General features: G+C 51.4%; 17 protein-coding genes. 8 read left to right on the forward strand and 9 right to left on the reverse strand.

Annotated elements, in window-relative coordinates; translation table 11 throughout:
* Position 1: 1 nt before the first annotated feature.
* Complete coding sequence (locus SH449x_RS04265; RefSeq protein WP_482380080.1) at positions 2–1,318, reverse strand: PQQ-binding-like beta-propeller repeat protein; 1,317 nt, start codon at positions 1,316–1,318, stop codon at positions 2–4.
* Between the two features lie 193 nt (positions 1,319–1,511).
* Between SH449x_RS04265 and SH449x_RS04270 the strand changes: the two genes are divergently transcribed.
* The 3 genes from SH449x_RS04270 (at position 1,512) to SH449x_RS04280 (ending at position 5,691) form a co-directional block, all read left to right on the forward strand.
* A complete protein-coding gene (locus tag SH449x_RS04270; RefSeq protein ID WP_482380081.1) occupies positions 1,512–3,092 on the forward strand; it encodes an alpha/beta hydrolase-fold protein in 1,581 nt (526 codons plus the stop codon).
* 36 nt (positions 3,093–3,128) lie between these two features.
* Positions 3,129–3,983, forward strand: coding sequence for a site-2 protease family protein (locus SH449x_RS04275; protein WP_482380082.1), 855 nt, complete (start codon positions 3,129–3,131; stop codon positions 3,981–3,983).
* Positions 3,984–4,098: 115 nt separating this feature from the next.
* Complete coding sequence (locus SH449x_RS04280; protein WP_482380083.1) at positions 4,099–5,691, forward strand: sulfatase family protein; 1,593 nt, start codon at positions 4,099–4,101, stop codon at positions 5,689–5,691.
* Positions 5,692–5,703: 12 nt separating this feature from the next.
* Here SH449x_RS04280 and SH449x_RS04285 read toward each other — a convergent pair whose 3' ends face one another.
* From SH449x_RS04285 to SH449x_RS04305, 5 genes are all read right to left on the reverse strand, one after another.
* On the reverse strand, positions 5,704–7,476 hold the full coding sequence (locus tag SH449x_RS04285; protein ID WP_482380084.1) for a DUF4129 domain-containing protein: 1,773 nt from the start codon (positions 7,474–7,476) through the stop codon (positions 5,704–5,706).
* Between the two features lie 46 nt (positions 7,477–7,522).
* Positions 7,523–9,172, reverse strand: a complete 1,650-nt coding sequence (locus SH449x_RS04290; protein WP_482380085.1) for a CotH kinase family protein — start codon at positions 9,170–9,172, stop codon at positions 7,523–7,525.
* Between the two features lie 31 nt (positions 9,173–9,203).
* Complete coding sequence (locus SH449x_RS04295) at positions 9,204–10,355, reverse strand: hypothetical protein (protein WP_482380086.1); 1,152 nt, start codon at positions 10,353–10,355, stop codon at positions 9,204–9,206.
* A 25-nt stretch (positions 10,356–10,380) separates the two neighbouring features.
* Positions 10,381–11,124: a hypothetical protein gene (locus SH449x_RS04300; RefSeq protein ID WP_482380087.1), complete on the reverse strand. Its 744-nt coding sequence runs from the start codon at positions 11,122–11,124 to the stop codon at positions 10,381–10,383.
* Positions 11,125–11,254: 130 nt separating this feature from the next.
* On the reverse strand, positions 11,255–12,019 hold the full coding sequence (locus SH449x_RS04305) for an MBL fold metallo-hydrolase (protein ID WP_482380088.1): 765 nt from the start codon (positions 12,017–12,019) through the stop codon (positions 11,255–11,257).
* Positions 12,020–12,117: 98 nt separating this feature from the next.
* Here SH449x_RS04305 and SH449x_RS04310 point away from each other — a divergent pair, with 98 nt between their 5' ends.
* On the forward strand, positions 12,118–12,555 hold the full coding sequence (locus SH449x_RS04310; protein WP_482380089.1) for an NUDIX domain-containing protein: 438 nt from the start codon (positions 12,118–12,120) through the stop codon (positions 12,553–12,555).
* Here SH449x_RS04310 and SH449x_RS04315 read toward each other — a convergent pair.
* From SH449x_RS04315 to SH449x_RS04325, 3 genes are all read right to left on the reverse strand, one after another.
* A complete protein-coding gene (locus SH449x_RS04315) occupies positions 12,552–14,183 on the reverse strand; it encodes an AMP-binding protein (RefSeq protein ID WP_482380090.1) in 1,632 nt (543 codons plus the stop codon). The genes SH449x_RS04310 and SH449x_RS04315 overlap by 4 nt on opposite strands.
* A gap of 102 nt (positions 14,184–14,285) precedes the next feature.
* Entirely contained in the window at positions 14,286–15,251 is a 966-nt protein-coding gene (locus SH449x_RS04320; RefSeq protein WP_482380091.1) for an alpha-E domain-containing protein, read from the reverse strand.
* Positions 15,252–15,339: 88 nt separating this feature from the next.
* Positions 15,340–16,839 (reverse strand): circularly permuted type 2 ATP-grasp protein, encoded by a 1,500-nt coding sequence (locus SH449x_RS04325; RefSeq protein WP_482380092.1) that lies wholly within the window; start codon positions 16,837–16,839, stop codon positions 15,340–15,342.
* Positions 16,840–17,146: 307 nt separating this feature from the next.
* Between SH449x_RS04325 and SH449x_RS04330 the strand changes: the two genes are divergently transcribed.
* From SH449x_RS04330 to SH449x_RS04345, 4 genes are all read left to right on the forward strand, one after another.
* Positions 17,147–17,761, forward strand: coding sequence for a TlpA family protein disulfide reductase (locus tag SH449x_RS04330; RefSeq protein ID WP_482380093.1), 615 nt, complete (start codon positions 17,147–17,149; stop codon positions 17,759–17,761).
* Positions 17,761–18,831 (forward strand): 4-hydroxythreonine-4-phosphate dehydrogenase PdxA, encoded by a 1,071-nt coding sequence (pdxA, locus tag SH449x_RS04335; protein WP_482380094.1) that lies wholly within the window; start codon positions 17,761–17,763, stop codon positions 18,829–18,831. Before SH449x_RS04330 ends, pdxA begins: the two co-directional genes overlap by 1 nt.
* Entirely contained in the window at positions 18,828–19,214 is a 387-nt protein-coding gene (speD, locus tag SH449x_RS04340; RefSeq protein WP_482380095.1) for an adenosylmethionine decarboxylase, read from the forward strand. The genes pdxA and speD overlap by 4 nt, the downstream gene beginning before the upstream one ends.
* A gap of 402 nt (positions 19,215–19,616) precedes the next feature.
* A complete protein-coding gene (locus tag SH449x_RS04345) occupies positions 19,617–22,220 on the forward strand; it encodes a S9 family peptidase (RefSeq protein ID WP_482380096.1) in 2,604 nt (867 codons plus the stop codon).
* Positions 22,221–22,299 lie beyond the last annotated feature (79 nt).

A 22,299-nucleotide genomic window follows, 5' to 3' on the forward strand; every position in this document is an offset into this window, starting at 1 on the left:
TTTACTTGATCGCAAATCGAAAGATCAGCTCTTGGTCTCTGACGTAGAGCTTGCCATCCGAGATCGTCATGGGAGTCCAATTTTTGCTGCTTGGCGCCGGGAATTTGGTTTCTTCTGGTAATGTGAATGAAGATCGCAAAACGAATTCCTTGGGGTTCGCATCGACCAAAGCGACGTCGCGACTTTCTTCGTCATAGCACAGAAGCTTGCCATCCGCAGCGATCACCGAACCCGCCTTGAGAGGTTGGCGAGCGGCCCATATTTGGTTGCCTGTCTCCAAATCTTGGCACACCCAACCTACCTTGTCCGAGTAGCCATATACTTTCCCGTCCAGAATCACGGAACCACTCACGCTGTTCTTCATGACCCTGTTTGTTTTACCTTTGTATTCGGATTGGGCCGAAAAAACATCTCCTGTCTTAACGATGGAAACCAAATCGCAAGTGGATGGGCTGCTACCCGCACTGACGTAGATTTGATTTCCGACAACTATTGGTGTGGGAATCACGACGTCAGCATACTTCTTTTCCCAAACCCAAAGTGTTCTTCCGTCGTCGGCTGCAACTCCGGTCATCCCACTGTTGTGCAAGAATACATACTGTTTGACCCCTTCGATCTCTGCGGCAACGGGTGACGCATACGAGGCTTGATTCTGAAACTCCGCACTTCGCCATGCCACATCGCCTGTCGATAAATCCCAAGCGATAGCAGCCCCTTTGGGCCCACCTGGATTGCCAATAACGCGATCGCCGTCGATAAGAGGGGACCAGCTATACCCCCAGCCGATCTTTGGCTCACCAGGTTTGGTTCCGGGGCCGCCACCGACCGGATCTACCTCCCCCCCCAAATCAGCCATCATGTGCTGCTGCCATTGCAAAGCTCCCGTTTCCGCATCCACGCAAATTAGTTGCCCCCCTCCGCCCAATGCAACGACCTTGCCACTTGCCACCGACGGCGTCGAGCGTGGTCCCGCCCCCCACTGATTCCCATTGAAATCAAACTTCTCACCCATAGGAACCGCCCAAAGCTCTTTACCCGAGCTAAGGTCAACGCAAATCAAGAACTCTTGCTCCTCCCTAGCACCGCAAGTGAACAAGCGACCGTCGGCGATTGCCATACTAGAGAAACCAACACCCGCGTCTCGAAAGGTCCACTCTAGTGCCGGTCCCACCTCTGGCCATTCGGAGAGCAGTCCTGTTTCCGCCGAAATTCCATCTCGAGTCGGACCTAAGTACTGAGGCCAGTCGGCTGCCATAGAGTCCACTGCAATACTCGTGGATGAAGCCAACAAGGACGCGATCAATGCTCGACGAAACATAGTTTTCTTGCTCCTGGCCGAGATCAGCTTTTCCAAACCGAGGACGGCTGCAATTCGTGGTATTATTTTCAGAGAATCTCCCTAAACCTATGGAATGAGTCTAAACTGCGGAGAACCCCTGGGCAAGGGAACTGTTGTTTTCGATAAAGGTTATCCATCTCAGGTCTTCCGAATTATTCTCGATAAAATCAAAATGCAATTGTTGAAAATGAAACCATTCGTTGGCTTCTTCCGAACGACGACCACGATTTTGGCTTTCTTGGCGTTTTCAGGCTTCTCGGTTTCTTTGCTCCCGCCGACCGTGGTGGCACGTACGGATAGATCCTCGCATCTCGTTGACGAAAATAGACTGGAAGTAGTCGTTACCGATCCCCATTTAGAAATACCGGACTCACCTGGAAGACTATTAGTTGCTTTCGCGACTGGCAACGGACGGCCGAGATTTACGGATGCCTCCTTTCCGGGGCAACCGATGTTCGGCTTGGCCGTGGAAAAGCTTGTGAGAGATAAACCGATCGTGTTGGACGACAGCGTGACAGGCTTCCCGGTCGGCATGGAGCTCGGAAAACTTCCTCCAGGACAGTACAAGGTACAGGCGATTTTTACGCACAATCCTTCCATTAACTTACCCAACGCCCCGGGCAACCTCCGGAGCGAGGTGATCGATGTCAACTGGCCCTTGGCTTCCGGTGAAACCCTATCCATTCCGTTGACGGATGTTATTGCCACGAGACCCGCTCGAGAGCGTGCTGGCTACGAATTGGTGGAGATCCCTAGCCCTTTGCTCACGGCATTTCATGGTCGCCCGATGACACTAAGGTTTGGAGTGGCGTTGCCGTTGGAATCGGAGACGGTCGAAGAAAAAAGCACCCCGACCAATGATACCGAAATCCCTAAAGGGCTCATCATCCATATCGGTGGCTTTGGACAGCGCAGCACGAGTGCCTTGGGATTGGAACGCGATCCACGGTTTGTTCAGATTTTACTCGACGGGGCAGGTCCCTTTGGGGACCCCTACTACGTTGATTCCGAAAATAATGGTCCCTACGGCCAAGCCCTGATTGAAGAGATTATCCCTTATGTTGAGAAAACGTACGTTTGTGCGGGTTCTGGAAAGTATCGCTTTACGACCGGCGGAAGCACCGGAGGATGGGTCTCCCTCGCTCTGCAAATCCTTTACCCTGATTCGTTCAACGGTTGTTGGTCATCCTGCCCTGACGGAGTCGACTTTCGCAACTTTCAACTCATCAATATCTACGAGGACGATAACGCTTATTTTGCCAAGGATGGGTCTGAAGTTCCCGCGAAGCGAAATCGCAGCGGTGCCGTCGATTACAGTATCCGTCACGAGTGCCAGCTAGAACGAGTGCTGGGAGCCGGGCGTTGGGAGTTGGGCGGGCAACAATGGGCTAGCTGGAATGCGGTCTACGGTCCCAAAGGAGTGGATGGTCCCGTTCCGCTATGGGACGGCGAGACAGGCAAAATCGATCGGCAAACCGCAGAGGCCTGGAAGAGATTCGATCTGCGTCTGATTCTCCAGGACAATTGGTCCAGACTTGGCCCACTTCTGGCTGGGAAGATCCATGTCTGGGTGGGTGACAAGGACGAGTACTATCTCAATTTGGCCGTAGAGCGTTTCCAAGCCATGACCACCTCGCTGACCAACCCGGCCTTTGATGGAGAAATCACCATCGAGCCAGGCAAAGGGCACACCAGCGGCTGGAGATCTTCGGTAATTCGGGACGCTATGTACGAGCGAATGCTTGGTTTGTAGGTGGACTCCTGTAGCCGGGTTCCCTAGAATCTTGTCATGTTCAAAACCTTATATCTAGGCAGTCTGTCTGGCATTCGCATCTACATCCACTGGTCTTTCTGGTGGTTGACCCTCTACGTATTGATCTCCGGTTTAGGTGACGGCTTGAGAGGGGCCATCAGCAACGTAGGTTTTCTCTTTGCTATCTTCGGCTGCGTGTTCTTGCATGAATTGGGGCATGCTTTCTCAGGGCGTTGGTTCAACGTACCGACAAAGGACATTACGCTCCTTCCAATCGGTGGGCTAGCGAGGATGGGGAACATACCCCCCGGGCCCAAGGCGGAGTTTGTGATTGCAATCTGCGGCCCCCTAGTCAACGTTGTTATCGCTCTGGCTCTCTACATTTTCTTCCCGATAAAGATACCAACTGAACCCGGCGGGTTCTCGATTTCTGAGTTATCTCCTCCGACACAGATGTTTTTAGTAAACGTCATGCTGGCGGTATTTAACATGCTGCCCGTTTTTCCGATGGACGGCGGGCGGATACTGCGAGCCTTGCTCCAATTCGTGGTCAGTCGACGAACAGCGGTTCTTTGGACCGGTCGCCTCGGGCAAGTCCTGGCTGCGATGTTCGTAATCTACGGATTGATAACTTTTCAGATAGCTCTTGTTTTGATCTTTGCCATTATGTTCGTCGCATGCTCTGTGGAAATCTTTCAAAACAACATGAAGGATCGGTTGCAGCAAATGGCCGAGCAAATGGATGCCGGTCCGCTGGGCAGCTCCTTTACCGTCGGTACCTATACCTACGGTCCATTTGGGAGCAAAGCCACCGATGATGACTTTCCCCAATCTCCCGGAACAGTAAACGGTGAAATCGTCGACGCTCAGGATATTCGCCGAATACAATAGGCAGCCTAATACCAAGGTGTGCTTTGGTAGGTTAGCATGGGAGTGGTTACGCCCCCACAACTAAGATACACGTTGCCCAAGCCCACCGATTTCCCCTATACCTGAAGGGCCAGCCATGAAACCTCTTTTCTTCGCCATTGCCTGTTTGGCCGTCCTGCCTCAGATCAGCCTCGCGAGTCAACCAAACATCATCTTTATCTTTTCGGATGATCACGCTCGGCATGCGATTTCCGCGTACGGTTCGAAAGTCAACCAGACCCCGCATCTAGATCGCATGGCGAAAGACGGTGCGATCTTCCAGAACGCATTCGTCACCAACAGCATTTGTACACCGAGCCGAGCCACACTCTTAACTGGCCAATACTCGCACAAAAATGGAGTTCCCGTCTTCAATCGATTTGATGGCTCGCGTGATCATATGGCCAAGCATCTGCAATCGGCTGGATACCATACCGGGATGATAGGAAAGTGGCACTTGGGTTCCGATCCGACCGGTTTTGATCGATGGATCGTACTACCCGGTCAAGGTTCCTATTGGGATCCGATGTTTCTGGTCGACGGTCAAAGAATGACCCTCAAAGGCCACTGCACCGAGATCACAACAGAATTGGGAATAGAATTTATCAAAACTCGCCCCAACGATAAACCATTCTTCTTGATGCTTCATCACAAAGCTCCCCACCGAGCCTGGGACCCCGACACTCGCAATAAAGAAAAGTTCGCGAATCAGGTCATCCCCGAACCCGATACACTCTGGGACACCTATGCTACACGACCTGCGGCTTTGCCATCCAATCAGCAAACCATCGCCAGAGACCTTTCGCGACGAGATTTGAAACTCATTCCACCTGCCGATCTAAAGGGGCCCGAACTAAATAGATGGTACCAAGAGGTCCCTATGGAGTTGGAAGTAGATGGTCAGATTCTCCGAGATGAAGATCTAGTCCGCTGGAAATACCAAAGGTATATGCAAGACTACCTCGCCTGCGTCCAAGGTGTGGACGACAGCGTGGGACAAGTTCTGGATTACTTGGACGAATCGGGCCTCGCAAATGAGACGATTGTCATTTACTCCTCAGATAACGGCTGGTATCTGGGGGATATGGGAATGTACGACAAGCGATTTATGTACGAACCTGGTCTTCGCATTCCGTTGATCATGCGAGGCCCCGGAATCCAACCAGGAATCGCTCCCGAGGAAATGGTGCTCAACATCGATTTTGCCCCTACGATTCTTCGACTCGCAGGGCTCGAGGTTCCTGCTTCAATGCAAGGAGAAAGCGTCGACGTACTTCTGGGAGGCCAGCCCTCCGCTACATGGCGAAAATCGATCTACTATCGATACTACCACGATCCCGGTCATCATAATACGCGGGCGCATCTGGGTGTTCGAACACAAACGCACAAGCTGATTTACTATTGGAAGGAAGATCTTTATGAGCTGTACGATTTGATCGCAGACCCCAATGAGCAAAACAATCTTCTGTTCAACGAAGGAGCCAACCAGAACCCTCAAGTCGCGAACCTCTGGCAAGATCTCAAGGCAGAGATCGTACGGTTGCAATCGATCTATCAAGATGATGGAGCGTTCGCTGACCCATCAACTTGGCCGAAGGATGGGGTCGATGGGCCGTTTTCTACCTATCAAGCCCTCGGTCAGAAGACGGTCGTGGAAGCGATCGCTCTCTCCGGAGCAAAAGAAGAATAGTCACTTTGTGCTCTATCGGTTTGCGCTGAGCCACCCCCAGAGCGATTGCAGCGGTTGTACTTCGCGATCGCTCACGCGTCCGCGTGCATAGGCAATCCGGCTATACAAAAAGCCAAGTGTGCGTAGCGTCTCCCACTGTTCAGGAAATCGTTTGCCTAAGCGTTTGACATATTCGTCGGGGGTCTCTTCGTCGCCGCGATCAATTCGTTTATCGTGCCCCCAGGCTTGAATCGCTTGAAACATCTGCGTCACAATCTGCTCACGACTTAATCCACGGCTGGAGAAAGGGTTCGCTAATGTAGAAAACGTATCACGATTCTCGACCACTTCGCTCTTGGTCGAGATGGCTGTAGTGCTGGCCTCTCGCTGCCGATTCAGACCGAGCAAACGTCGAATAAATTCCATAATCTCTTTTCGGTGCAGCCAGCCGTAAAAACAAGCAACCGCTAGTATGGCCAAAACGGCGATCCACTGAAACAGAGGTCCTGGGTTCCATTGAATCGACCACGATGTCTGAGGTCTTGTCGATGGTTGCTGGGAAGAAACATCTTGGCGAGACTTAGATTTTTGCGGTGACGAATCTTGTCCTGAGGATTGCTTGCCCTCTTGTTTAGCATCTCTTTGCCCGCCGTTCTCTTGGCTGTTACTGTCTTGTTTCTGCTGCGATTGTTGATCGTTGGAAGACCTTTGTGCTTCATTGCCGCTCGCGCTCTTTCTCTCGTCTCCCGCTTGTTGTGAGGATTGTGATTTGCTATCCGAAGACTCTCGGCTACCGTCTGGCGATGAGGAGTCAGAGTTTTTGCTCTCGCCCGTGCCCCGATCGTCCGCCGAATTCGGGTTGGTAGACTGCTCGCCTTTCTGAGCTTTCGGAGATTGAGATGCAGGATCGTCAACTCCTTCGTTACCCCATCCAAACCGACTCGATGATAAATTTTCTCGATTCGTGATCTTGAAGGGCAAATCTAGCTGAAAGATCGACTTGTTCGGTAGAGGAATCAAGAACAGTAAAAACAAAAGTAAGAAGCTCGAGGTCACCCCATAGATGATCCACCGCGAGGCCAATCCGGCTTCCATGGTGACACCTCGGTCTCGCAAGTATTTTCGAAGGGTAAGCAGGGCTATGAGCACAAGCAGACTCAGTGAACTGAACAAATACACGAAGACCATCTTCCATGCAAAAGCTCGATTGGCATCGTCCACCGCGATCAGTTGTCCGATCGCAAACAAAGGTACAGCTCCCAACGCAAAGTAAAGGATCCAAACACCCGGGTTGTGCCGACGTTTCTCGTTCGAATTCCTGGCTGAGGCTCGGCCTAAGTGGCTTGATTGCTTGAACTCCTCAGCCTTTGCAAGCCCCAGCGATTGTAGTAGCCCAACGCCATTGCTCTCAACATCTTCGTTCATCGAGGTGCAATCAAAGGTAATTCGATCCGATAAGACCGCGATTAAAATCAACAGCGGCATCACTACTAAAATGCCCCCCATGAGTGAGCCGTCTTGACCACTTAGATACGCAGGCGTTGCTACCATGGTGGCCGCTCCCAGCGCGAACATATACCCGAGACTGTAGGTTCTAGATTGCTCGATTGCAATCCGGGCAATTAAAACGCTGGCCACGGTGTAAAGTCCTAGTATCCACATCAACCGGACCGGAAAGCTCCCTCGATACAAAACACAAACCAGAAAGTAAACCAATGAACCGATCATCCCGATTACAAAAATCGGTGCCAATGCAGCCAAAAGATAATCGAATGATTCCGGCCTAAGCCGCTTTCTGTCTGTCATGTACGCAAACCTTCACTCCTGATTCGCTATTGTACTCGAAAGGAGCTTAGTCCGCGATTTTCGTGAGAGTTAAGGATCCTTGATCTACGACCAAAAGACCGCGAGTGGCTCTCAGAGCAATTCCCATCTCTATGCGGCGTTGATCTTCAACCACTCGCGACTCTATCGAGAACTCTTGCCAACCATTGGTTTTGGCGATCGAAACCCACTCTTCGTTTCTATTCAAACGCCAGACTACGGTCTCCTCCGCATCTTCAAACGCTCGTGCGTCGGTGAGCCGGAACCTTCCCGTAAATCTATAAGTTCCTCTGGTCACAAGATCAGAGCGCTCTACTCCGCCGTAGCCTTCGCCATCCTTCGGAATCTTGACCCGAATTTTTTCTGTTACGCCCGCCTCCGGGATAATAATCTCGATCTCATCCCGATCCTTGGTTTCGTACCAATCTGATAGTCGCATTGGTTCGTTCAATGCAATATTTACAGGCTGTGGCTCCTCGACATCTAACTGTTCCTTAAGAATGCGGAACCGCTCCTTTACCCGTTCCTTGAGATCCTCGATGCGGTCTGCCAGTCCATCGACCTCTTCGTGTAGCGGTTCCTGTAATGCGTTCAGAAGAATTGCCCCTCGTTCTTCAATCCGTTTGTCCCAGTCGATCGCTGAAAATCGATCGTAGACTCGCTTGACCTCGAGGCGATACTTTTGCCGCCAAGTGTTTGATCCCATCACAAAGGCGGCTAACATCGAATGGGAATATTCCATCATGTCCATCCCGAGGCTATCGAACAACTGATCCATCCCGTGAGGCAGAAAGACAGCCTTGTTCGTTTCCGGATCGAAATAAAGTCGATAATTGTTGATGTTGCAGGAATAACCATCCCAATGACAAACCAATCGCTCCAACGCCATGAATGTAAGGAAACGATCCATGTCAACCAGATCCGGTACTAGCCTCTGCCGATCCGAAAACTCCTCTGCGGTTAAAGCATCCCTGAGCTTTGCTAAATCTCCCCGTTCGTCATCTCCTTCGCCCGAATCCTTTTCGAGTTCAGAGTCTATGTCCTGGACGAAACCACCGTCATAGAGATTCCCTTTTGTGTTGGCAAAGAAACGACTAAGCAGTTTCGGGTTATAGTTCTCTCTGACGACGTAGAGTCTCTTTTCGCCACTGTTGATCGTTACCCATGCATGCCCAACGCGCGGATAAGGATAGCCCATGGTATGAAACATCTCCGAGCCAATCCACTCATGCAAGAACGTCTCGTCTTGTACCGCATTGTTGAGATGGAATTTATCGATACCATCGAACGATTGTTTTTTGCGAAACTTATCAAGCTTGATCGTGAAGCCAGGCTTTTCGTCAAAGTGCCTATAGCTTCCCGCTGCACCCTTTAGCTTTAGCCCTGACGAGGGAGAGGCCTCGCCATTGATAACCAGTTGGGCTCGTCCGTAAGGTCGATGATCGGCCTCCACCTCACGCATGGTAGATTCTGAGATTTCGATTTGAACATCGTGAACCGATGTGCCAAACAAAATCGCCCCTGATTCCGGTTTGGCGTCTTTTGCGGGAGCAATTGTTGGTCTCGACTCGGGTTCCGCCAACCGAACCGAGGACTGAGACATAGCGGTTTGAGAGTGGGCAACACTCAAACTTATCAACGCCAAGACAATACGAACTCTCAAGCTCATGCGACTCATGGCAAAACCTGTCGATCCAGAAATACAGCAACTAGGTGGCTGGCTTTGGCTCAGCATTCTTGGGAGTAGCAGCCCCAGCCCCAGGCGGCTTGGCTTTCGGGGCAAACAAAAGAACCGTTACCGCCCCCGAGATGCCGAGTAAAAGGGCTATGATAAAGTACAAAGAAATCTTGTCCAAAGTGCCAGCGACGACCATGGAGACGAGGGTGTTAATTACCGGTGCAAAACCAAAAACCAATGGCATCACGAAAATCGGCTTGCCCCCATAGTTGAAAGCCAAAATGATTCCCAGTGCACCAGCCGCCCCAGCGCCACCAGCCAGAACCGCCCAAGTCATCCCGCTTGCGATTTGCTCAAAGGTTAACGTAATATTGTCAGGTGCCGCCATCAAAATCATCACGGGCACCGCAACTGCGATAAAGAAGTAAGCGATCCCAACGCAGCAGAATGGTCGCAATCGCGATCCACCCATTTTGCTCTGCCCCAAATGCAAAACCGGTCCGTAAGCACCCCAGCAAAGAACAGCCATTACAATCGAAAAACCCACGCTTATAGGGTTGGGGACCTCTTTTGATTCGCTGGCTGTGGTTGCGTCGGAAGACGTTTTCTCATTTGACGCAGCGATCGATTCCGAGGCTCCGGATGCGGTAGCCGTATCGCCACCGTCCGAGCTCTCAGAAACGGGTACGGATGTATCGTTCTTCGCAACAATATTCTTTTTGGCGACAGGCTTGTTGATGAGAACCCCAACCGCTCCTATTGCCACAAGAATCAAACCGACTAAGAACATTGGTTTGATCTGCGAAAAGGACTTGTTGATCCACGAGGTCACCAACGTATTAACAACCGGTGCTCCTCCGAACACAATCGGCATCACGTAGATGGGATCCGCCTTAAACGCCAAGGCTAAAGTAACCCCCAAGGCCCCGAGCGCCCCGACCGTTCCCGCAAACAGGGAGAGTAACGTCCCTCCGATAGACCAGTGCCCTTTTTCCGGCTTGCTGCTGAGCCAGATTGCTGGCACCAGGACAGCAACCAAAAAGTAGGCGATCCCCACCCCGATAAAAGCTCGGATGGAGCTATCCCCGAGCTGATGAGTGCCTTTGTGAAGCACGATTCCGTAAACTCCCCAGCTCAAAGCAGTCAATGCGGTAAAGGCGAGAACGAAAGGGAGTTTAATCATGGTCAGTGGTGGAGTTCGCGGATGGTCAACGGGCCGCGATGGCAGCCTGTAAAGGTTTAAGGATATTCTCTACGATGTAGTTGTCCATCAGCTCTCGCATTAAGACTTCTAGTCGACTTAGTTCCTCGGAGAATTGTTCCTCGGGAGTCAAGGACTCGAAACGTCGAATCGTAACATACACACTCAGCAATTCCTCCCCATATTCCTGGCTTTTCGACTGATATGTGGTCGTTCTAGGCTCGAAATTGATTCTGGCGTGCGTTTTGAACGTGTCGTCGAGTGAAATTTGTATGGCTGGCTCGAAACTCATCAAATGCGAACCGGGACGGGTCGCCAATGGTTCTAAAGCTCCAGGCAGCCCGATCGCTTCTGCTAGAAGCAAGTTGTGATTTGTCCGGCACTGATAATCGAATCCGTACATCAACCCGATTGATTCGCAGTCCAATTTGCTGATAGACATGTGATAGGGGACCATCTCCAAAATGGTCTGATGCTGCTCCATGGCTTCCTCGAGCGTGTTCGGATTGACGATGCCGCTGCAAATTCTTTTCTGTTCCACCGAAGCCCACCGATATGCGCCGTGCGATCGGTCCTCCTCCAATATGAACTCACCTCGCTCCCGCTGATAGAACCGCCCCATCTTTGGATAGCGTTTTTGGAGCTGTTCAAAGTAATGCAGCACCGTTTCCCGCTGACTCGGCAAATCCATCTCGGTGTGCAAATGTGTATTAATGTAGAAGTCGTCACTCAATGACGCATAAGGATTCATGAAGCTAATCTTTCTGCAAGTACGTCAATTCAGAGCCTTCTGAGTTGTCCAGCGCGTATCCTGCGCTGGATCACAAGTTGGCTAACCACCAACAGCGACAAGTATAGGGCGTATCGATTCGCTTTTAAAGTCACCCTAAATCAACAACTAATCCATCAGTCGCCAAGATGATCTGTTCGGGGGTTCTGCGCAAATTGCGCGATGTCACTTTTTCTAACCCAACGGGATCCGCGCCGAGCACTAACGGATTGAAATGAGTAAGCATCAGCCTGGAAATCCTTGCTCGATGGGCACATTCGAGCACATCGCTCAAGCAACTATGTCCGGTCTTGATGGCTAGCTCTGAGTACTCGTCCGAAAAATTGCATTCGTGCATCAACCAATCGACACCTTGAATCTCTTTCCAATAGATTGCGTCGACTTTGCAGGTAGTATCGGTAACATAGGCAAGTGAGGTGGTTTCCCAATCTAACCGATAGCCAACAGATCCCCCGGGATGTTCTAGCGGGAACCATTTTACCTTCGCACTATCGACCGAGAATTCCTGACCCATATCTTCCAACGCATGCCAATGAAAATCGGGCTCTAACGGAAAAAGCGATGGATGAAACAAATGGGCGCGGATGGCTTCGATCTTGCTTCGCTCCGCGTAGACGTGAAGATGCTCCAACTGGGTGGTCGCCAACAGATCCAATACAAAAGTCAAACCAAGAATATGATCGAGATGGGCATGAGACAGCAGAATATGTAAAGTGTTGGAACGAAGCAACTCACCTATGCGATAGAATCCACTACCTGCGTCGAGAATGATGCCCGACTCGGGTAATGCATAACAACTTGTGTGGCGGCAATCGTTTGGGTGATAGCCCGCCGTTCCAAGACAATGAAGTTTCATTAAGCTCCCATCCTCAATCCCATTCCGCGACGATTCGCGAGACACTAGTTGTTCGACTATTCGGAATCAGCATCTTACCAATTAATGCCAGGAACCAAATGCGACCCCAAGTCTACTCGAGCGGATTTCTGATCTTTCGACAGCGTGAGACGTTAGAGTTTCTTTTAATGAAGCATGCCAAACGATGGGATTTACCCAAGGGACACCTCGATCACCTGGAGACAAAACTCGAAGCCGCTTTCCGGGAGCTACAAGAAGAAACAGGGATTGAGCCGGAATGGGTTTGGCAGGATCCCGAATTCGAGTTCCGCTCCCAATATATGGTCCAATACACGAAATCCGAGCCCGCAAAACTAAAGGAACTGACGGTATTCCTCGGTCTGCTCCAGCAAGATGTCTCGATCGAGGCTACGGAACATCTCGGCTTCCAATGGTTCCCGTGGGCTCCACCTCACGTTATTCAAAGCGAAACCATTGATCCGCTGTTGGCTCAAGTCGCGGAGCATTTTGCTAGTCGAGCGACCTGGCCGAGCTAGCCACCCGCCTTTTCTTTGGCCATTTGCTGAAGACCTCGCAGGTCGAGCTTGCCAGTTCCCAAAATCGGTATCGCATCGACTTTGATGAAACAGTCTTCTGCCGGAATAAACAAATTCGGCAGCCCTCTCTCGCGAAGCTTCTTCGTGATTTCGGACGGAGTCACTCCGATTTCGGTATGCAGCACAATCAATCGCTCCCCCTTTTTCTCATCGGGAACGCTGGAGACCGCTACGGAAAGAGCTCCCTCGTTATCTCCAACAATCTCCGTTATAGCTTCCTCGACTTGGATGTGAGGAACCATCTCTCCACCGATCTTGGAAAAGCGGCTTAGCCTGCCGGTAATGTAGACGAACCCATCGTTGTCGATGTGACCGACATCCCCAGTTGTATACCAACCATCTTTGATCACTTTCGCGGTAAGCTCCGGTTGCTTCAAGTAACCACTCATAATGTTCGGGCCACTTACCTGCACCATGCCGGTCTCGTCCGTATTGAGAAGAGTACCGTCATCAAGCGACACAACTCGCGCGGTAACGCCAGGAATTGGCCTTCCTACTGATCCCTCTCTCAATCCAGACGCGGGATCTACCGTTGTCGCACGACTTGGCGGTAAATTTACACAGGCCACAGGACTGGTTTCCGTCGCACCATACCCTTCCACAGGACGAACGCCAAACCTCTCCTCGAAGATATCAAATAGATCGAGGGGCATTTTCTCCGCCCCCACCACGACCACCTGAATCGATTGGAATTGTTCAGGCTCAATTCTCCGAGCGTAGGAACGAATAAACGTGGGGGTTCCGAGTAAAACCGTCGACTGGTTGGTCTCAACCAGCTTGGCGATTTGACGTGGTTCGAGCGGGTTAAAGTGATACGACGCAGAGGATGGCAATGTGAGTGCCCCCCACAACGTTACGGTGAAACCAAACGAGTGAAAAAATGGCAAGACACCAAGAAAATCATCACTGTCTAGAACGCGAATGTATTCGTTGAATCCCTGTACGTTCGATGCGACATTATTAAAGGTCAGCGGGACTCCCTTGGGATTACCCGTAGAACCGGAAGTGAAAATGATGGTGATCAAATCGTCGGGTTTGCAATCGTTGAGTCCCAAAAGTCGATGCAACAGAAACTGAGGCATCAATTTCGCATTGATTAAACTCGCGATTTTGTCGAGCTGTGTGGCCTTTTCCTTCATGTCTTCCAAGTAAACTAGCTTGGCGTTCGGTTTGAGTCCGAACTTCTCCATCGCCTTGGAACTGGTGATGATTTTTTTGATGCCGGCCTGCTCGATACAGGCATTAACGATCTGGTCCGAAACGGTGTAGTTAAGGTTGATGGCAACCCGTTTACCCAACGACAACGCGATATTGGTGACGGCAGCTGGAACCGTGGGAGGCAGCAATACCCCGACATGCTTGTCGTCGGCATCGAGCACGTCCCGTTCAAATATTCGTTTGAGAACGAGGGATTTCAGGAGCAAATTGGAGCCGCTCAGGGAGGTGCCCGTCGAGTCCGCCACCTTCTTTTTGGCTCCTTTCTCCCGGCATCGACGAATCACAAGCTTGAGTAGATTCCAGTCCCATTGGTTTGCATAGGGAGTTGCGGAGATAGCTGGCTTAGGCATAGTCACGATCTAAAAGAAAGGAGGGAGGGATTAGATTTTCCGGACAATATACCAACCACAATGCTGTCCGCGTAGATGGGAATCAGCCGACCTCGCCTTGGACTAAGCTACAAATTGCGGAGTCTCCGCGACCGCGAAAAAGCTATTGCTGACCGCCTCTCCGATATCATTCACCTGGCCTTGCAGATTATCGATAAACTCGTGCAACCCGGTGTCCATGACCTCGTCAATATGTAGATAATCCAACTCGCTTCGCAGCCGCCCTAAAAGCTGCTCAGGGGGATTGTTGAAATTACCCGTTGTCCCCCCCGTAATGTTGAGCAACGATTGCTCGGCGCGAATGATGCAAAACCGAACCGCACGCGGGAAATTGCGGTCGAGCAATAGGAAATGAGCCACGTTTTTCGGTAGCAACCGCCCGAACTGCTTGCGATACATCTCCAGAGCACTCGCACTCTTGAGTAGCGTCCCCCACTGGCTTATGTCTAGCGGAGTGCCGATGTCCTCCATCTTGGGCAACAACAAGTAGTACTTCACATCCAGGATTCGCGAGGTCTTGTCGGCTCGCTCCAGCAGCGTACCGAGCCTGCCAAAGTTCCAAGCCTCCCCGTGAGACATGGTTCCGTAAGTCACCCCCTCTAGGAGATAACCTGCTTGCTTGATTTTGCCGAAAAATTCGAACGGTGATGCAATCGCTCTGGAATCATTCCGAGCATCACGGACCAACAGATAGAATTTGTTGAGCTCCTCCCACATCTGACTGCTGATCATTTCGCGAGTCGTTCTGGCATTCTCTCTGGCCATCTTGAGGCACGAAATAATCGAGTTGGGATTCTCTTCGTCAAAGGTTAGAAACCGGATGACGTTCTCTTGGTTGGCAACACGATATCGCTCGAAAAACGCTTCGTGATCACCGGTTGTAAAGATTAGAGGCTCCCACTGAAAGAGCTTGTCTGTCCCCATGTCAATGGTCAGGTTTAACGTCACGTCGATGAACCGGGCGACATTCTCGGCCCGCTCGGTATATCGACTCATCCAAAATATGGAATCAGCAACTCTCGACAACATGGATGCGAAACTCCTACCCTACTCTAATGTAATAACTATCCGACTATCCGAACGAAGCCCAAAGAACAAAACAATGCGCCGAACCTATCTATTCTCGGAGCACCCACGTGTCTTTACTGCCGCCACCTTGAGAAGAATTCACAACCAGCGAACCCTTCACGAGCGCGACTCGCGTCAAACCACCCGGCACGATATAGATGTCCTCTCCGTACAAAATATAAGGCCGTAAGTCGACGTGCCTGCCTTCCAGTCGCTCGCCACAAAGAGTAGGAACCGTCGAGAGTGCCAGCATTGGCTGTGCTACATAGTTCCTCGGATTGGCTTTGATCAACTCCTTGTACTGATCATGTTGCTCTTTAGTCGATTTCGGTCCGAGCATGATGCCATAGCCGCCGGATTCATTCGCTGGTTTGATCACCAGCTCATGGATATGCTCTAGGACATACTTCCTCTCCTTCTCATCGGCACACATGTATGTAGGCACATTGGGCAGAAGCATTTCCTCCTGCAGGTAGTACTTGATCATCTTCGGCACAAAGGCATAAACCGCCTTGTCATCCGCCACCCCAGTACCCGGTGCGTTGACCAGCGCCACACGCCCTTCACGATAGACTTCCATGAGCCCACGCACGCCGAGGGTCGAGTCGGGACGCAAGCAATCCGGATCGAGGAAGGCATCATCGACCCTTCTGTAAATGACATCAACCCGCTTGAGCCCTTTGGTTGTCCGCATATAAACGAAGCCATCCCGGACGACGAGATCGCTACCCTGAACCAGTTCGACACCCATCTGCTGAGCCAAGAAGCAATGCTCAAAGTAAGCCGAGTTGTAGATTCCAGGGGTCATCACCACAACCGTCGGATTGCGAGAATGATCCGGGGCAACATACTGCAACATCTTGAGCAACTGCTCAGGGTAAGTCTCTACAGGGAGAATGCTGTGCCCCTCAAACAACTGAGGAAAGCTACGCTTCATGACTTCCCGGTTCTCAATCAGATACGAGACCCCCGAGGGGCACCTTAGATTATCTTCGAGCACGTAGACTTGCCCATCCGCTCCTCGAACGAGATCGGTGCCGGTAATGTGACACCAGATACCCTTGGGGGGCTTCATACCCTTAATCTGGTGAAGAAAGCCCTTGCTGGACGAAACCATGTACTCAGGGAACACCCCATCCTTGACGATCATTTGATCGTGGTACATGTCGTTGATGAACATGTTTAGAGCGCGAATCCGCTGCTTGAGCCCCGCCTCGATGTAGAGCCACTCTTTTTCGTCGATCACACGAGGAATCAAGTCAAAGGGCCATACCTTTTCCGTTCCCGCTGCATGGCCATAAACGTTGAACGTGATGCCCATGTTGAGCAACTCGTGGTCGGCTGCTTTTTGCCTTCGTTGCAATTCACCAGACGCCAGGGAGGCTAGCTTTTGCACCAAAAACTGGCAGCTAGACCGCGCGGTTCCATCAGAGCCGAACATCTCATCGTAAAAACCACTCGCCTCGTACGAGGTCAACCCTAGCGGATCATGGTTCGCTGGATCGACTCGAAAGTCGCTCCCAGTGCCCCCCATGCTTTGAAATTGCATACCAACCTCAGAACGTCTTACCAAATAACGAAACCGACGAAAAGCTACGAAGCCTTTCGCGCACAATTCTTCTGTGACTGGAGAGGAATGTCAGAAGGGTCTATTGTTACAGATTATTACGATCTGATGGCAATGCCAGGATGTTTTTTCCTAAATCCAAGAGACCATTTTTCTCGGATTTCGTCCCAATCCCCCGCTTAATTGAGTACCGTTTATCGCGGTTTAGGGGTTTCCGGGCGTTTAGAAAATTCGACAATCGAAACTTCTTTCAACGAAAAACCCAAGACCTGGCAATCCATTTCCCAATATGTCTAGCTCCGAACCGCCAAACCAAGCCGCTTCCACGACCGCTTACCGGTACTTGATCGGGGCGGGGCTCTTTATGGTCTTGGGCATCAGTCTTCTGGTTTTCCTCGGCCGAGAAGAAGCTCGCGTGCGGCAAATGGAATTAGCAGAATTGGATTTGCAACCTCTCCTCTATACCGAGACACCGCTCACCGAGCAGTCCCGGGCCGGAAAAGTTGTCGTTCTTTACTTCTGGGGTTTTTGGAACGCTCCCAGTCGCGAACCCTACCCAGACTTTGTGGAACTGCAGAAAGAATTCCGAGACAACCCGGAGTGCCTGGTGATCAGTGTTGCCTGCCCGCAAAACGATCAGGTTACGATAGACCAAGTCGCCTTTCACACCAAGAAATACATCGACCGCTTGCGCTACGACGAAATGCCTATCTACACCGATATCTACCAGTTTTCCCGCACTCAAGTCAGCCGGCTCTTCTCCTCAGGCGGTTTCCAGTACCCGACGACAATCGTCCTCAACCGGGATGGCAAGGTCGAGGGGGCTTGGCGAGGTTCGCTCAAGATCAAAGAAGTTCGCGACGCGATCAAGTCAGCTTTAGCCACCCCTGCCTCGGAAAAATAATGCCTGACAAACCTGTCCTCGCGATCACCCTGGGTGACCCAACGGGAATTGGACCTGAGATCACGATAAGATCGATCGCGTGCTCCAACATTACGGAGTCCGCAAATATAGTCGTCCTGGGATCTCCCGTTGTCCTGCGCCGCGTCGCCCAATTTTCTGATCTCGATCTTTCCATCGAATGTATCGACGATCTGGATGATGCAAAGACGACCTCCTACAGCACGAAGACCACGGTCCGCTGCCTGCCCACAGGTCCCGACGAATGGGATGACCTGCAGCCCACCGTCATGGCCAAAGGTGGCGAGGCTGCTTACCAGTGCTTAGTCCGTGGCACCGAACTGGCTCTCGCGAAAAAAGTCGATGCCATCGTAACTTGTCCGCTACACAAAGTAGCACTGCACCTTGCCGGTCACGATTGGCCTGGCCATACGGAATTGCTCGCCGAACTATGCGGAGTCCGGGATCATGCCATGATGCTCTATCTTCCTCCACAACCAGATGGAAGACTCGGACCGCTAGGGCTAGGTGTCGTTCACGTGACTCTGCATATGGCTCTCCGAGAAGTGTTCGCACACATCACACAAGAAAACATTCTGGAGAAAATCGGCTTAGCCCACCACGTCTTCGATCGCATCGGACAAGCCACCCGCAACCCATATAACGTACGCATCGCCGTAGCGGCATTGAATCCTCATTGTGGCGAACAAGGCCGATTTGGCCGTGAAGAAATCGATATCATCCAACCGGCTGTTGAATTGGCCAAACAAAACGGCTTGCCCGTTGTAGGGCCACTCGCCGTCGATTCCCTTATGAATAAGGCGGCCGCTGGTGAATACGACGCTGTAGTGGCCATGTATCATGACCAAGGGCACATCGCTCTGAAGCTACTCGACATGTTCGATGCGGTAAATATCACGCTGGGTTTGCCCATAGTCCGTACCAGCGTTGCCCACGGTACAGCTCACGATATCGCTTGGACCAATCGCGCCACCAACTCCGCTCCGATCCAGTACACCGGTATGATTCGCGCCGTTCAAATCGCCGCTTCTCTCGCACAAGGCCCACGATGAGTCAAGCAAGCAACATGAGTCAAGCAAGCAACACGGATTCGAGTGGCATCCTAGGTTGGCACTGGTTCCTCGACTTCCGCCAATGCCAATCCATTCCCACGCAAGCGATCGAACTGGAAAGGATCATGGTCGAAGCAGCCCGTCTTGCACGAGCGACTGTGGTTCAGCGTTGCTTTCACGAGTTTTCGCCCCACGGCTTAACTGGCGTCTTAGTCATCGCCGAGTCTCACTTTGCCGTACACACATGGCCAGAGCACCAAGCGGTCTGCGTTGATATCTTTTCCTGCACAGCCAATCTCGACATCGAAGCAGCAACTGCCTTTCTGCAACAAAAACTCACCTGCCCACGAGTTCACGTCCGAATGGAAGAGCGTAGCGCTTGATCCCAGGCCCCCCACCGACGCTAACGGTACAACTCTAACATATCAAAAGAGCACTGCTTTACAGGAACCCAAAGCCTTGCTTGCGAATAACAAGACGAGTCGTGCCGTATCATCATCTGCTCCGCCTGCTCTAAGCGAGCCTAGACGACTCAAGCGTTCTCGGTGTAGCAACCTGATCGAAGCCTTCAATTTTGACAAAAAGATTTCAAGATTCCGAACCAATTGCGAAATACGGAGACTGCGTTACCCTCTATTGTCCAAAAATTATGCGACAATTGTTGTGCGTCGGTTGCCCTCGAAAGTTGACTTTCTCTAACAGTGATGAAACTCATGAGTTTTTCTATCCTCGCAGCAAGACTGCTCCGATTCAAGCTCCCCTTATTTGCCTGTTTGGCTTTTACGATGACAATTCCAAGTCTGCCCGCTCAAGAAATCCCGATCCTGGATCGCAATCTGTTTTTCGGGAATCCCCAGATTTCAGGTGGCCAGCTCAGTCCAGATGGCAAGACGATTTCCTTCATGAAAGCCTACAACGGCATCATGAACATTTGGGTCAAGGACTTTGACGCACCCTTTGACGAGGCTCTGCCGGTGACCGACAGCCAGAGGCCGCTGATGGGTTATGCTTGGACGGACGACGGAAAGTTTATTCTCTACGTCAAAGACAAAGATGGTGACGAGAACCTCAACGTATTCGCAGTCGATCCCAAGGCTGCTGCTCCTGACAAGATTCCCGAATCCCGAAACTTGACTCCCCTCGAGGATGTCACGGCCCAGCTGGTTCACGTCAGCCAAAAAAATCCTGACTTGTTGTGGGTCGGTCTAAACGATCGTGACAAGGCTTGGCATGATTTGTATCAGCTCACGATTTCTACCGGTGAGCTCAAGTTGCTTTATAAAAACGAGGATCGTATTACTGGTTACGAGTTTGACTGGGACGACAACCTTAGACTGCTCAGCCGAACCGACGAAAAGGGAACGACGACTCTCTTAAGAAAAGACGCTGAGGATCTCGTTCCGATTTATGATACTCTCGTAACGGAAGGAGCCGGCGTTATTGGCTGGACACCGGACAACAAGAAACTCTACCTGGAAACCAATAAAGGGGAGTTAGATCTTTCGACCGTCTTCCTGATGGATCCCGAGACGTTGGAGATGACGTTGTTCGAAAGCGATCCCGAGAAGCGGGTTGACTTCGGTTCCTTACAACTTGACCAGAACACTCGCAAGCTGATTTCGACATCTTACGTCGACGACAAAGTTCGATACTACTGGAAAGATCCAGTCTGGGAAGCCAACTACAACTTCTTGGTGGACAAATTCCCTGGCCGGGAGATCTCGTTCCAAAGTTCGACCAAGGACTACTCGAAATTCTTGGTCGCGGTCTCCGGAGATCGATTTGCAAGTGAAGCTTGGTTCTTCGATGCCCAGACAAAAGATCTGATCTTTCAGTACACTCCTCGCCCTGAACTGAAAGACGTAGAACAATATCTTGCACCGATGATTCCGATCCGATATGCGAGCAGCGACGGCTTGGAGATCCCTGGCTACCTAACCCTTCCTGTCGGCAAGCAACCGCAAAATTTACCGATGGTCGTCGTCGTACACGGTGGCCCCAAAGGCCCACGCGACATGTGGGGGTACGACCCTGAAGCACAATTCTTAGCCAACCGTGGCTACGCTGTCCTCCAGCCAAACTTTCGTGCAAGTGGCGGGTATGGAAAAGCCTTCTTGAATGCTGGAGATGGCGAGTGGGGTAAACTCATGCAGGACGATATTACCTGGGGTGTCAAGCATCTGATTGAGCAAGGCACGGTCGATAAGTCCCGGGTGGCGATTATGGGTGGCAGCTACGGCGGCTACGCGACCTTGGCAGGACTGACCTTTACACCCGATCTATATGCATGCGGCGTTGATATCGTTGGACCGAGTAACATATTCACCTTGCTCGACTCCATCCCTGCCTACTGGGAGGCTGGGCGAGCATTCCTTTACGGCATGGTTGGAGATCCTAGCACCGAAGAGGGCAAAGCCCGAATCCAAGAAGCCAGCCCATTGTTTAGCGCTAGCCGCATCCAGAAGCCCCTGTTGATCATCCAGGGAGCAAATGACCCTCGCGTCAAACAAGCTGAGGCAGACCAGATAGCAATTGCTCTTAGAGATCGCGGACACGACGTTAGCTATTTGCTGGCTGAGGACGAGGGGCACGGCTTTGCAAAACCGGTCAACCGAATGGCTATGTATGCCGAGGTGGAGCGGTTCTTGGCGGACAAAATCGGCGGACGCTATCAAGAGTCAATGCCTGAAGATGTTGCGAAACGGCTTGAAGAGCTCCGAGTGGATATATCCAAGGTGACTTACGTAAATCCAAAGGATATTGCTATCGCCGATGCGTTGCCTGAAATTACCCCTGCATTGAAAGAGGGGACCGAAGAATGGAAAGTTAAGATTTCCGTTCAAGGCCAAGAGTTGGCCATGAAGACGACTCGCACAATCACCAAAAGTGGCGATACCTGGTTGATCAAGGATTCGACCGTGGGCCCATTGGGTAACATGACCGATTCAGCGACCTACTCGGCTGGGCTGGCACCGCTAACGAGGTCTTTGTCCGAGGGAGATCAATTGCTCACTGCAAGTTTTTCGCCGAACAAGATCACCCTTACCAAGGATGGCGAATCTCAAGATATGGAGTACGCAGGAGCGTTGCTTTGCGATGGGCCAGGACGAGACTTCATTATCAGTGGCATGCCGCTCGAAGCCGACATGAACTTGGTCGTCAATGTGGCGGACATGCAAACTGGTAAGGTTCAACCAACGCGCGTTCAAGTTACCGGAAACGAGGACTGGAACGGGGCGACATTGACCAAGGTTACATTGACCAACCTGGAAATGCCTGCCCAGAAAACAACGCTTTGGATCGACCCAACGACCAAAACCGTTAGAAAATCGCAACAAGTTTTGCCTCAACTAGGTAACGCTGTCTTGGAATACGTCAGAGCGAACTAGAAAGTTAGCTTCTGCGTCAACATTTTCGATTAGCATGGAGTCATCCTCCTCAACCAACGGACGACAGACCAGAGCTGTA

It is taken from the genome of Brakhagea baltica (assembly GCF_052161605.1).
GTDB lineage: Bacteria > Planctomycetota > Planctomycetia > Pirellulales > Pirellulaceae > JBKCUI01.